The organism is Streptomyces sp. NPDC004539 (assembly GCF_040610055.1).
Taxonomy (GTDB): Bacteria; Actinomycetota; Actinomycetes; order Streptomycetales; family Streptomycetaceae; genus Streptomyces.
The window spans coordinates 109169-121913 of record NZ_JBEXLS010000019.1; the positions used below are offsets into that span (position 1 = coordinate 109169).

Annotated in this window: 11 protein-coding genes; 8 read left to right on the top strand and 3 right to left on the bottom strand. The window is 70.9% G+C overall.

What is annotated here, in order from left to right:
• Positions 1-84: 84 nt before the first annotated feature.
• Positions 85-477 carry a hypothetical protein gene (locus ABZX85_RS33005; protein WP_355876798.1) on the bottom strand — a complete coding sequence of 131 codons (393 nt, stop codon included), beginning with the start codon at positions 475-477 and terminating at the stop codon, positions 85-87.
• A gap of 175 nt (positions 478-652) precedes the next feature.
• Here ABZX85_RS33005 and ABZX85_RS33010 point away from each other — a divergent pair, with 175 nt between their 5' ends.
• Complete coding sequence (locus ABZX85_RS33010) at positions 653-2407, top strand: NAD+ synthase (RefSeq protein ID WP_355876800.1); 1755 nt, start codon at positions 653-655, stop codon at positions 2405-2407.
• 1146 nt (positions 2408-3553) lie between these two features.
• On the opposite strand, the gene panB is transcribed toward ABZX85_RS33010, so the two are convergent.
• A complete protein-coding gene (gene panB, locus ABZX85_RS33015; protein WP_355876803.1) occupies positions 3554-4420 on the bottom strand; it encodes a 3-methyl-2-oxobutanoate hydroxymethyltransferase in 867 nt (288 codons plus the stop codon).
• Between the two features lie 181 nt (positions 4421-4601).
• Here panB and ABZX85_RS33020 point away from each other — a divergent pair, with 181 nt between their 5' ends.
• The 4 genes from ABZX85_RS33020 (at position 4602) to ABZX85_RS33035 (ending at position 9532) form a co-directional block, all read left to right on the top strand.
• Positions 4602-6194, top strand: a complete 1593-nt coding sequence (locus ABZX85_RS33020; protein WP_355876806.1) for an MFS transporter — start codon at positions 4602-4604, stop codon at positions 6192-6194.
• A 101-nt stretch (positions 6195-6295) separates the two neighbouring features.
• Complete coding sequence (locus ABZX85_RS33025) at positions 6296-6964, top strand: TetR/AcrR family transcriptional regulator (protein WP_355876809.1); 669 nt, start codon at positions 6296-6298, stop codon at positions 6962-6964.
• Positions 6965-7153: 189 nt separating this feature from the next.
• Positions 7154-8197 (top strand): endonuclease/exonuclease/phosphatase family protein, encoded by a 1044-nt coding sequence (locus tag ABZX85_RS33030; RefSeq protein WP_355876811.1) that lies wholly within the window; start codon positions 7154-7156, stop codon positions 8195-8197.
• 114 nt (positions 8198-8311) lie between these two features.
• Entirely contained in the window at positions 8312-9532 is a 1221-nt protein-coding gene (locus tag ABZX85_RS33035; protein ID WP_355876814.1) for an MFS transporter, read from the top strand.
• Positions 9533-9559: 27 nt separating this feature from the next.
• On the opposite strand, the gene ABZX85_RS33040 is transcribed toward ABZX85_RS33035, so the two are convergent.
• Positions 9560-10138 (bottom strand): TetR family transcriptional regulator, encoded by a 579-nt coding sequence (locus ABZX85_RS33040; protein ID WP_355876817.1) that lies wholly within the window; start codon positions 10136-10138, stop codon positions 9560-9562.
• Between the two features lie 72 nt (positions 10139-10210).
• Here ABZX85_RS33040 and ABZX85_RS33045 point away from each other — a divergent pair, with 72 nt between their 5' ends.
• From ABZX85_RS33045 to ABZX85_RS33055, 3 genes are all read left to right on the top strand, one after another.
• Positions 10211-10801 carry a dihydrofolate reductase family protein gene (locus tag ABZX85_RS33045; protein ID WP_355876820.1) on the top strand — a complete coding sequence of 197 codons (591 nt, stop codon included), beginning with the start codon at positions 10211-10213 and terminating at the stop codon, positions 10799-10801.
• Positions 10802-10879: 78 nt separating this feature from the next.
• Positions 10880-11905, top strand: a complete 1026-nt coding sequence (locus ABZX85_RS33050; RefSeq protein WP_355876823.1) for an ATP-binding cassette domain-containing protein — start codon at positions 10880-10882, stop codon at positions 11903-11905.
• A complete protein-coding gene (locus ABZX85_RS33055; RefSeq protein WP_355876826.1) occupies positions 11902-12711 on the top strand; it encodes an ABC transporter permease in 810 nt (269 codons plus the stop codon). Before ABZX85_RS33050 ends, ABZX85_RS33055 begins: the two co-directional genes overlap by 4 nt.
• Positions 12712-12745 lie beyond the last annotated feature (34 nt).

Here is a 12745-nt window from a genome sequence, read left to right on the forward strand (position 1 = left end):
TCGCGGAGAGCGGGCGCCCCTTCCTTCACGGAGGGGGTGCCCGCTTTCCCTTTGTCCGGGACCTCGATGAACAGGCAGGGACGGTCACCGCGGCGAGCGGTTCCGCCGCTCGCCGCGGTGTGCCAGGTGATGGATGACGAATCCCGCGGCGAACAGCAGGACGCCGCCCGCGAGGAACGGCACGGGGGTGTACTCGTCGGTGCAGGTGCTGCCGCCCGGCACCTCGTGGCACACGTTCCCGGGGCCGCCCCGGTTGAGGTAGGCGAGGTAGAAGAGGAGGAGGGCCAGACCCGTAATACTTCCGGCGGAGGCGTCTCGGGGGCCCTTGCGGAGGAGGAGGACGGCTCCGACGGCCGCCGCGACCAGCAGTACCGGCCCGATCGAGAGGATCGCGGCCACGCCGGTCGCCGCGCACGCGCCCACCGCGGCCCAGGCGAGGAACCAGCCCCGGTCCGTAGTCCTGTTCCTGAACGTCATACGCCCATTGGAGGCGCGGACATGACATGCCGACAAGGGACTTCGGGGGGCCATTGCCCTCTCATGGGGTGCCTTTGCCCGGCGGCGCGTGAGGTGGTGTGTGAGGCGGCACATGAGGCGGCACGTGAGGTGGCCGACACCCCATCGCGTCGCTCTGACGATTACACTGGAGGGCGTGCCTCAACTTCGTCTCGCCCTGAACCAGATCGACTCCCGTGTCGGTGACCTGACCGGCAACACCGAGGCGGTCCTCCGCTGGACCCGGCACTCCGCCGAGCAGGGGGCGCATCTCGTGGCGTTCCCCGAGATGGTGCTGACCGGCTATCCCGTCGAGGACCTCGCCCTGCGTTCCTCCTTCGTGGAGGCGTCCCGTGCGGCTCTGCGCTCGCTCGCCGTGCGCCTCGCCGAGGAGGGGTTCGGTGAACTCCCGGTCGTCGTCGGCTACTTGGACCGCTCCGATGCCGCGCAGCCGAGGTTCGGCCAGCCGGCGGGCGCCCCGCGCAACGCGGGCGCGGTGCTGTACGGGGGTGAGGTGGCGCTGTCGTACGCCAAGCACCACCTCCCCAACTACGGCGTCTTCGACGAGTTCCGCTACTTCGTCCCGGGCGACACGATGCCGGTGGTCCGGGTGCGCGGTGTCGATGTCGCGCTCGCGATCTGCGAGGACCTCTGGCAGGACGGCGGCCGGGTGCCGGCCGCGCGCTCGGCCGGGGCGGGGCTGCTGCTGTCGATCAACGCCTCGCCGTACGAGCGGGACAAGGACGACACCCGGCTCGAACTGGTCCGCAAGCGGGCGCAGGAGGCGGGTTGCACCACCGCCTACCTCGCGATGATGGGCGGCCAGGACGAGCTGGTCTTCGACGGGGACTCGATCGTGGTCGACGCGAGCGGGGAGGTCGTCGCGCGGGCGCCGCAGTTCTCCGAGGGCTGTGTGGTCCTCGACCTCGACCTGCCGGCCGCCTCGGACGACGCGCCCGAGGGCGTGGTCGACGACGGGCTGCGCATCGACCGCGTGGTCCTCTCGGGGGACCCCGTCGCCTCGTACGAGCGGGCGATGCCCGGTGCGTACGCCGAGCGGCTGGACGACGACGAGGAGGTCTACTCGGCGTTGGTGGTAGGTCTCAGGGCTTACGTCGAGAAGAACGGGTTCCGGTCCGTCCTGATCGGCCTCTCCGGCGGGATCGACTCCGCCCTCGTCGCGGCGATCGCCTGCGACGCGGTCGGCGCGGAGAACGTGTACGGCGTCTCGATGCCGTCCAAGTACTCCTCGGACCACTCCAAGGGGGACGCGGCGGAGCTGGCTCGGCGTACGGGGCTCAACTTCCGTACGGTGTCCATCGCGCCGATGTTCGACGCGTACATGGCCTCCACCGAGCTGACCGGTCTCGCCGAGGAGAACCTCCAGTCCCGCCTGCGCGGCACGCTCCTCATGGCGATCTCCAACCAGGAGGGCCACATCGTCCTCGCGCCCGGCAACAAGTCCGAGCTGGCGGTGGGGTATTCGACCCTCTACGGCGACTCGGTCGGCGCGTACGGGCCCATCAAGGACGTCTACAAGACCTCGATCTTCCGCCTGGCGGAATGGCGCAACCGGGCTGCCGCCGAGCGCGGCCAGACCCCGCCGATCCCAGAGAACTCGATCACCAAACCCCCGAGCGCGGAACTCCGCCCCGGCCAGGTCGACACGGACTCCCTCCCCGACTACCCCGTCCTCGACGCGATCCTCGAACGCTACGTGGACCGCGACCAGGGCGCCGACACGATCGTCGCCGCCGGCTACGACCGCGACCTCGTCGTCAAAACCCTCCGCATGGTCGACACCGCCGAATACAAGCGCCGCCAGTACCCCCCGGGCACGAAAATCTCCGCCAAGGGCTTCGGCAAGGACCGCCGCCTCCCGATCACGAACGGCTGGCGGGAGTCGGTGTAACTCGGCGGGGAGGGGGCGGGGGCTGAGCTGGAGGGCCGGGGGCCGGAAGGCCGGGGGGGGCCAGGGCCGGGGGCCGGGGCCAGGTAGCCGAGGCCGGGGGCCGGGGCCAGGTAGCCGAGGCAAGGGCCCGGTTCCGGGGAGCCGGAAGGCCGAAACCGCCGAGGGGCCGGAGCCGGGGGCCCGGGGCCGGAAGGCCGGGGACCGGCGAGCCGAGGTCGGGGGACCGGGGCCAGGGAGCCGAGGCTAGGTCCCGAGGCCGGAGCCGGGGCCAGGTCCCGAGGCCTGAGCCGGAGAGCCGAGGCCAGGCCCGGGGCCCGGGCCCTGGGCCAGGGAGCCGGAAGGCCGGAGCCGAGGGCCGGAAAGCCGAGGCCGGGGCCGGGCGGCCAGAGCCGGGGAGCCGGGAGCCGGATGGCCGAGGGACGGGCAGCAGGAGCACCTGGCCGTCCACCCCCACCCTCGCGACAACCACCCGCACAACGCAGCCCGCCGACGGGGGACGATCGGCGGGCTGCGTTGCGGTGCCGGAAATGGCTCAGGGGTGAACGGCGCCGCGCTGAGGCGATCAGCGGGCTGGCGGGCTGGCGGGCTGGCGGGCTGGCGGGCTGGCGGGCTGGCGGGCTGGCGGGCTGGCGGGCTGGCGGGCTGGCGGGCTGGCGGGGCAGGAAATCACCGGGTGCCCTGCCCTGCCCGGCGGGCGGAGGTGGCCGGCGGTCGGGCGGCTCGGCCGATGTGGTCGGCCTCGCCGGTGCGGCCGGCGCAGGCGGGAGGTAATCGGTGCCGCCCGGTTCAGGTGAGGTGGTGATCAGGGTCTCACCCCTCGACATCACCTCGCCCCGAACCGCTCAGCCTGCCACCACCCCACCCGGTACCGGTCACCCTGCCGGAACCGGTGCCGAACAGGTCCGGTCCCGGCCCGCTGAGTACCACCCGGCCCGGTGCTGTCCTGCTCGGTACCGTCCAGCCCGACACCGACGGACCAGGTCCCGGCCCGCTCGACACCGACAGCCAGAACCGCCCCGCCCGGTCCGACCCGCTCGATGCCGACCCCACCCAGACTCGCCCCGCCCGGTGCCGGCCGGCTCGCAGCGGCTGGGCGCCTCCCCCAGGTGCCGCTCAGCCCGCCAGCCCGCCCAGCCCGTGCCCCGGTCAGTGCACCGAGTGCTCCTCCTGCGGGAACGTTCCGGCGACCACGTCGTCCGCGTATGCCTTCGCCGCGTCGGTCATGACCTTGCGGAGGTCGGCGTACTGCTTGACGAACTTGGGGACGCGGCCGGAGGTCAGGCCGAGCATGTCGGTCCAGACGAGGACCTGGGCGTCGGTGTCGGGGCCCGCGCCGATGCCGACGGTGGGGATGTGGAGGACGCGGGTCACCTCGGCGGCGATCTCCGCGGGGACCAGTTCGAGGACGACGGCGAAGGCGCCGGCGTCCTGGACGGCCTTGGCGTCGCGCAGGAGCTGGGCGGCGGCCTCCTCGCCACGCCCCTGGACGCGGTAGCCCATCGCGTTGACGGACTGGGGGGTGAGGCCGATGTGGGCCATGACCGGGATACCGGACTCGACGAGGAGCCGGATCTGGTCGTGGGAGCGCTCGCCCCCTTCGAGCTTGACGGCGCCCACCCCCGCCTCCTTGACCAGCCGGGTCGCCGAGCGCAGCGCCTGCACCGGACCCTCCTGGTAGGAGCCGAAGGGCAGGTCCCCGACGACGAGGGAACGGGTCGTGCCGCGGACGACCGCCGCGGAGAGCATCGTCATCTCGTCGAGCGTGACGGGTACGGTCGTCTCGTAGCCCAGGTGACAGTTGCCCGCCGAGTCACCGACCAGGATGACCGGAATCCCGGCCTCGTCGAAGACGGACGCGGTCATCGCGTCGTACGCGGTCAGCATGGGCCACTTCTCGCCGCGCTCCTTGGCGAGGGCGATGTCGCGGACCGTGATGCGGCGGGTGCCCTTCCCTCCGTACAGCGCTTTACTGCCGTCGGAAGGCTTGTTCTGGGCAGCCGAAAGCTGCGTCATGGCAACGGCTCCTTCATGTCATCTCGAAGCGCCCTTACGGCGTCCCCGGATCACCCCCATGGTCGCACCTCGACCCTTACGGGGCCAGAGCGCCCCCGTGGGCAAGGAACCGAGGTAAGAGAGAGGTAAGGATTTACGATACGGATCGGTGCCGTATCGAAATGACGCCTACGCTCGACCCATGACCACTCCTGCCGTCCCCGCAGCACCCCGGATACCGGAGGCCGTCCACAGACGACGCTGGGCGATCCTCGGCGTGCTGATGCTGAGCCTGCTGATCGTCGTGCTGGACAACTCGATCCTGAACGTCGCGATCAAGACCATCTCCACCCCGGCCCCGGTCGGACTCGGCGCGACGCAGAGCGAGTTGGAGTGGGCGATCAACGCCTACACGCTCGTCTTCGCCGGACTCCTGTTCTCCGCGGGACTGTTGGGCGACCGGATCGGCCGCAAGAAGGTCCTGATCGGCGGCCTCGTCGTCTTCGGGATCGGCTCCGCGCTCGCCGCCGAGTCCGCCTCCCCCGGTCAACTCATCGGCTTCCGGGCCCTGATGGCGCTCGGCTCGGCGTTCGTGATGCCCGCGACCCTGGCCGTCCTCATGAACGTCTTCGAGCGCGACGAGCAGCCCAAGGCGATCGGCATCTGGGCGGGCGGCGTCGGTCTCGCGATCGCGATCGGCCCGATCACCGGCGGGGTCCTGCTGGACCACTTCTGGTGGGGCTCGGTGTTCCTCATCAACGTCCCGATCGTGATCGTCGCCGTCACGCTGATGGTGTGGCTCGTCCCTGACTCCCGCGACCCGAACCCCGGCCGGATCGATCCCCTAGGGGTCGCCCTCTCCGTCGTCGGCCTGGTCCTTCTGGTGTACGGGATCATCAAGGGCGGCGAGCTGGCCGACTTCACGGACGCGACCGTCCTCGCGACGATCCTCGCGGGGCTCGCGGTGCTGGCCCTGTTCGTCGTCCACGAGAAGCGCAGCGACCACCCGTCGATCGACATCACGTACTTCAAGAACAAGGTGTTCTCGTCGGCCATCGCGGCGATCGCGCTCGTCTTCTTCGCGCTGATGGGCGTGACGTTCTTCTCCGTGTTCTACACGCAGAGCGTGCGCGGCTACTCCCCGCTGGAGACGGGCCTGCTGATGCTGCCGCTGGCCGTCGCCCAGATGATCTTCGCCCCGCGCGCCCGGCTGGTCGTCGAGCGGTTCGGGAACAAGGCGACGACGACCGGCGGGCTCGTGGTGATCGCCGGGACGCTGGTGGCGTTCGCCACGTTCGACAAGGACACGCCGATCTGGGTGCTGGAGGTCGTGTTCTTCCTGATGGGCACCGGCATGGCGCACATCATGACGCCGACGTCCGTCGTCATCATGCAGGCCCTGCCGCGCGAGAAGGCCGGCTCCGCGTCGGCGCTCAGCAACACGTTCCGGCAGGTCGGCGGGGCGCTCGGGATCGCCGTCCTCGGGTCGGTGCTGTCGACGTCGTACCGCGACGGCATTCACGACCACCTCGGCGCCGTACCCGCCGGGCTGCGCGAGACGGCGGGCGAGTCGATCGAGGCGACGCTCGGCGTGGCGGCGAAACTCGGCCCGCAGGGGCGGGAGTTGGTGAACCCGGCCAACGACGCGTTCCTGCACGCGATGCACGTGACGGCGTTGTGGGGGGCGGGAGTCGCCGTGATCGGCGCGGTGGTCGTCGCCCTGTTCCTGCCGGGGAAGCCGCGGGTGGGAGCCGAAGGGGAGCAAAAAGAGGGCCAGTTGGCAAAACGCGGCTGAGCACCGATCTTTTAGGGGCGCGGGGAACTGCGCGACAAGCCACGACGGCGCCGCACCCACAACGCAACATCACCATCCCCCACATGAACGAAAATCCCCAGATGACGACTGACACGGACAAGGCCCCCCCACCCCGAGGCCGCCCCCGCAGCGAGGCGGTCGAGCGGGCCATCATCGAGGGCACGATGAAGCTCCTGGAGGACGGCGCCTCCCTCGCCGAACTCTCCATCGAGCGCATCGCCCGCACCGCCGGCGTCGGCAAGGCGGCGATCTACCGCCGCTGGAGCAACAAGGAGGAACTGTTCGTCGACGTGGTCCGCGCGACCGAACCGCAGGACCCCCCGCTCCCCGGCACGTCGATGCGCGACGACCTGGTGACCCTGCTGGAGGCGCTGCGCAGGAGAGGGCTGGCGAACCGCTCCTCGGCCCTCCTCTACAGCGTGCACGCGCAGATGAAGAGCAGCCCGAAACTCTGGGCGTTCTACCACAGCGTCGTCATCGAACCCCGCCGCAGGATGGGCCTCGAAGTCCTGCGCCGGGGCCGGGAGAACGGCGAACTCCGCGCCGATCTGGACCTGAACCTGATCAACGACCTGTTCGTCGGCCCCCTCCTGACCCGCTCGATCCTGCGCCCCGAGGCGGACCTCCCGGAAGGGATCGCGGAGGACGTCGTGGACACTCTGCTCGAAGGGCTACGACCCGTCAGCTCAGCGGAGAAACAGCCGGAAAACAGCCCCTCCACAGAGACACGTCCCGTCAGCTCCCCCTGAGAATTCGGAATGTCCGTATCCCGTCACAGACCCCGCCACGAGCAGCGGGAACGGAACTCCCGGCACCCCCGCCCTCGTCCAAGTCTCCATACGGCCGTCATGGGACGGCCGGATCGGAGCCGTTCATCCCCTAGGGTCATACACACGGGGGACGGACGGTGTGCACGGCGGGCAGTGAGGCGACACGGTATGGCGCAGCAGGCGTACTTGACGGAGACGGCGGACGGCGGGCCGGGGCCCGAACGTCGGGGGGACCGCATCCGGCGCCTGGTGACCCGTCTGACCTCGGGCTGGCGGGACCGGGGGGTCTGGCGGCGCGGGATCGTGCTCGGCGTGTTCGCGGTGCTCCTCGCGGGCGTGATGGTGCTGCACTCCCAGATCCCGAACCGGTACGGCAACCTCGGCAGCCTCATCGAGACGTTCCTGCCGTGGATCGCGGTGTTCGTGCCGGTCCTGCTGGTGCTGGCGCTGGTCCGCAGGTCGGCGACGGCCCTGATCGCCACGCTCCTGCCCGTCGCGGTGTGGCTGAACCTCTTCGGCGGTCTCGTCCTGGACCGCAGCGGTACGGGCGGCGACCTGACCGTCGCCACGCACAACGTGAACGCGGACAACGCGGACCCGGCGGGCACGGCCCGGGACGTCGCCGCGTCGGGGGCGGACGTCCTGGCGCTGGAGGAGCTGAAGTCGTCCGCGGTGTCGACGTACGAGAAGGCGCTGTCGCCGACGTACCGGTACCACGCGGTGGAGGGCACGGTCGGGCTGTGGAGCAAGTACCCGATCAGTGCGGTGTCCGCCGTGGACATCAAGCTGGGGTGGACGCGGGCGATGCGGGCGACGGTGAAGACGCCCGAGGGGGAGATCGCGGTCTTCGTTGCGCATCTGCCGTCCGTGCGCGTGAAGCTGGAGGCCGGGTTCACGGCCCGGCAGCGGGACAAGAGCGCCGACGCGCTCGGGGAGGCCATCGCGGACGAGCGGCTGCCCCGCAAGATCCTGCTGGGCGACCTCAACGGCACGATGAACGACCGCTCGCTGAACGCGGTGACGTCCCAGATGCGGTCCACGCAGGGGGCGGCGGGCAGCGGGTTCGGGTTCTCCTGGCCGGCGTCGTTCCCGATGGCGCGCATCGACCAGATCATGGTGCAGGGGGTCGAGCCGGTGTCGTCGTGGACGCTGCCGGAGACCGGGAGTGATCATCTGCCGGTGGCGGCGCGGGTGGACCTGACCAAGGAGTAGCGGGCGGGAATAGCGGCTCCGGGGCCTTTGTTTCGTAGGTGAACAAACAAGCGGTACGATGAACGTACCGCTCCCGTGTGCCTCCGTGCCCTCTTTCGCAAAGGTTGCCCTTCCATGCCCCTGGCCCTGCTCGCCCTCGCCATCGGCGCGTTCGGCATCGGCACCACCGAGTTCGTGATGATGGGCCTGCTGCCCGACGTCGCCGACGACCTCGGCGTCTCCGTCCCCAGCGCGGGCCACCTCGTCTCCGCGTACGCCCTCGGCGTCGTCATCGGCGCCCCGCTGCTCGCGGCGGTCACCTCCCGGATGTCCCGCCGCAAGGTCCTGATCGGCCTGATGGTCCTCTTCGTCGCCGGCAACGCGCTCTCCGCGTTCGCGCCGGGGTACGACTCGCTGCTCGTCGCGCGCTTCCTGAGCGGGCTGCCGCACGGCGCGTTCTTCGGGGTGGGCGCGGTCGTCGCGACGACCCTCGTCGCCCCCGAGCGCAAGGCCCGCTCGGTCTCCCTGATGTTCCTCGGCCTGACCATCGCGAACATCGCGGGCGTCCCCGTCGCGACCCTCGTCGGCCAGCACTTCGGCTGGCGGGCCACGTTCCTCGGCGTCAGCGTGATCGGCCTCGCGGCGATCGCGTCCCTCGCGCTGCTCATCCCGCACGACCGTCAGCGCCCGGTCGCCGCCACGGGCCTGCGGGGCGAACTCGCCGCGCTCAAGTCACTCCCCGTGTGGCTGGCGCTCGGTACGACCGTCGCCGGGTTCGGCGCGCTGTTCTCGGCGTACAGCTACGTCACGCCGATGCTGACGGACTCCGCCGGTTTCGCCGAGACCAGCGTCACGCTGCTGCTCGCCCTGTTCGGCGTCGGCGCGACCGTCGGCAACCTGGTCGGCGGGCGCCTCGCGGACCACTCCCTGCGGAGGACCCTGTTCGGCGGGATGACGTCCCTGGCCGCCGTCCTCGCGCTGTTCCCGGTGATGATGTCGGCCCAGTGGAGCGCCGCGCTCGCGGTGACGCTGCTCGGAGTCGCCGCGTTCATCACCGGCTCCCCGCTCCAGCTGATGGTCATGGAGAAGGCGTCCGCGGGCCCGTCCCTCGCCTCCTCCGCCAACCAGGCCGCCTTCAACCTGGCCAACGCCGGGGGCGCCTGGATCGGCGGGCTCAGCCTGGCGGCGGGCTTCGGGGTGACGTCCCCGGCGGTCGCGGGAGCGCTGCTGGCGGTGCTGGGGCTGGGGGTCGCGGGGGTCGCGTACGCGGTCGACCTGCGGCGCGGGTCGCAGGGCGGGCGCGAGCGGATCGTGGCCGGGCACATGCCGGAACGGGCCGAGGCCGTACGGCACTGACCGCCCCTCCCCGACTTCCCTCCCCGGCTACCCCTCCCCCACGATCCGTTCCACCGCCGCCGTCACCAGTGCCTCCCGCTCCTCCTCGTCGAACACCCCCGGCAGCGTGAGCTGTTCGACGATCAGCCAGTTGAGCGTGAGCATCAGGAGCTTGACGGCGGTGGCGTCGCCGGGGAGGCCGGAGGCTTCGTGGTAGGCGACGTTCGCGTCGACGTCCGCGCGGACGCGGTCCGTGAGGAGCGTGCGCAGGGCGGGGCGGCGGGTGGCCTCCAGGCGGAGTTCGAGGAGGGCCAGGTAGCCGGTGCGGAAGGCGGAGACGCGGGTGACCAGCTCGCGCATGAGCGCCGCGTACGTCTCGCGGTCGCGGCCCGCCGCGCGCTGGCGGGCGATCGTCGCGTCGTCCGGCTGGAGGCGTTCGTAGACGCGGGCGCCGGACTGGGTGAGCAGGTCGTCGCGGTTGAGGAAGTAGTTCGAGGTGGTGCCGGGGGGTACGGCGGCCTCCTTGTCGACCGCGCGGAAGGTCAGGCCCCGGGCCCCTTCGCGCGCGAGGACCTCCAGGGCCGCGTCTATCAGGGCGACCCTGCGCTCGTCGTTCCGTCTCGCCATTGACACCACTCCAGGTGTAGTACTAACTTCCTTACCACTACAGGCAGAGTACTACGACTGGAGTTGATCGGTTTGCGCAAGCTCTCCTACTACGTCGGCCTCTCCCTCGACGGCCGTATCGCCGGGCCCGGCGGCGAGTACGACTTCTACCCCTTCGGCGACGCCGGGCAGGCCGCCGCCTACCTCTCCGGGACGAACGCGCTCTACCCCGACACCGTCCCGACGGCCCTGCGCGCGGGCGCGGGCCTCACCGACGTGCCCAACCGGCGCTACGACACGGTCCTGATGGGGCTCGGCACCTACCGGCCCGCCCTGGACGCGGGGATCGCGAGCCCGTACGCCCACCTGCGCCAGTACGTCGTGTCGAGCAGCCTCGACCCGGCCGCGCACCCGGACGTCACCGTCGTACCCGGTGAACCCCTCGCTCTCGTCCGGGAGTTGAAGAAGGAGGACACCGGGTTCGACATCTGGCTGTGCGGGGGCGGGCGACTCGCCGGGCAACTGCTGCCGGAGATCGACGAGTTGGTGATCAAGAGCTATCCGGTGGTCGCGGGGGCCGGAATCCCGGCGTTCGACGGGGAGTTCGACCCGACGCTCTTCGAGGCGGCCGAGCGGACGGCGTTCACGAACGGCGTGACGCTGACCCGGTTCATCCGCCGATAAGCCCGCCGACACCTGCCGAGGGCCCGCTGTCGGTCGCCTGTCGGCGCTTTGTCGGTGCCGCCTGTCAGTGTGGAGGACATGAAGCGAACCGACATCAAGCCCAGCGGCGGGGGAAGCGCCGTCACCGTACGGGGGCTGGTCAAGCACTACGGCGAGACCAGGGCGCTGGACGGAGTCGATCTGGAGGTCCGGGAAGGGACCGTACGAGGCGTGCTCGGGCCGAACGGCGCCGGCAAGACCACCCTCGTCCGCATCCTCTCCACCCTGCTGCGGCCGGACGCGGGAGAGGCGACGGTCGCGGGGTACGACGTCCTGCGCCAGCCCCGGCAGCTGCGCCGCGTGATCGGGCTGACCGGCCAGTACGCCTCGGTGGACGAGAAGCTGCCCGGCTGGGAGAACCTCTACATGATCGGGCGTCTGCTCGACCTCCCCCGCAAGGACGCCCGCGCGCGGGCGGACGAACTGCTGGAGCGCTTCTCGCTGACGGAAGCCGCCAGACGCCCGGCGAAGACGTACTCCGGCGGTATGCGCCGCCGCCTCGACCTCGCCGCGTCGATGATCGGCAAGCCCGACGTCCTCTTCCTCGACGAGCCGACGACCGGCCTCGACCCGCGCACGCGGAACGAGGTGTGGGACGAGGTCAAGCGGATGGTCGGCGACGGCGTCACCGTCCTGCTCACCACCCAGTACATGGAGGAGGCCGAGCAGCTGGCCTCCGAGCTGACCGTCGTCGACCGCGGCAAGGTCGTCGCGGAGGGCCGGGTGGACGAGCTGAAGGCGAAGGTCGGCGGCCGGACCCTGCGCGTGAAGCCCCTGGATTCCGCCGAGTTGACCCCGCTCGCCCGCATGCTCGACGACCTCGGCATCACCGGCCTCGCCCAGACCACGGTCGACGCCGAGACGGGCACGCTGCTGGTCCCGATCCTCAGTGACGAGCAACTGACCGCCGTGGTGGGCGCGGTGACCGCGCGCGGCATCACCATCTCGTCCATCGCCACCGAACTGCCCAGTCTGGACGAGGTGTTCCTCTCCCTCACCGGCCACCGCGCCAGTGCCGCCGAGGACCTCACGCCCGCCGAACCCCGCGAGGAGGTCGCCGTATGAGCGCCGCCACCGTTCACGCCGTCGACGACCGCATCCCGCTGAGGTCGCACCTGCGGCACACCGGCGCGCTGATCCGCCGCAACCTGCTGTGGATTCGCCAGGACCCGGAGTCGATGGCGGACGCCCTGCTGATGCCGGTGATCTTCACCCTCCTGTTCGTGTACGTCTTCGGCGGCTCGATCGGGCAGGCGCTCGGCGGCGGCCAGGACCAGTACGTGCAGTACGTCATCCCCGGCATGATCGCGATGATGTCGATGACGCTGTCGCAGGGCGTCGGCACCGGCTTCAGCCAGGACTTCAACTCCGGTGTCATGGACCGGTTCCGCTCGCTGCCGATCGGCCGCGGCTCGGTGCTCTTCGCGAAGATCGCCGTGGAGCTGGTGCGGATGCTGTTCGCGACGGCCGTCCTGATGATCGTCGCGGTGCTGGTCGGGTTCGACATCACGAGCTGGTCCGGGCTGCTCGCGGCGGTGGGGCTGGCGACCGTGTTCGCCTCGTCGATCATGTGGGTGTTCCTCACGCTCGGCGTGATCATGAAGAACGCGCAGTCGGTGCAGGCGATGGGCTTCCTGGTGCTGTTCCCGCTCCAGTTCGGCTCGTCGATCTTCACCCCGACCGGCTCGATGCCGGGCTGGCTCCAGAAGTTCACCGACTACAACCCGCTCTCCACGCTCGCCGACGCGGCGCGCGGACTGATGGTCGGCGGCCCGGTCGCCCACGACCTGTGGATCACGCTCGGCTGGTCGGCGGCCATCACCGCCGTGATGGCACCGATCGCGATCCACAAGTTCCGTACGAAGACCTGACGTTCACGTCCCGCGCGTTGGGTCCCGCGTGCAC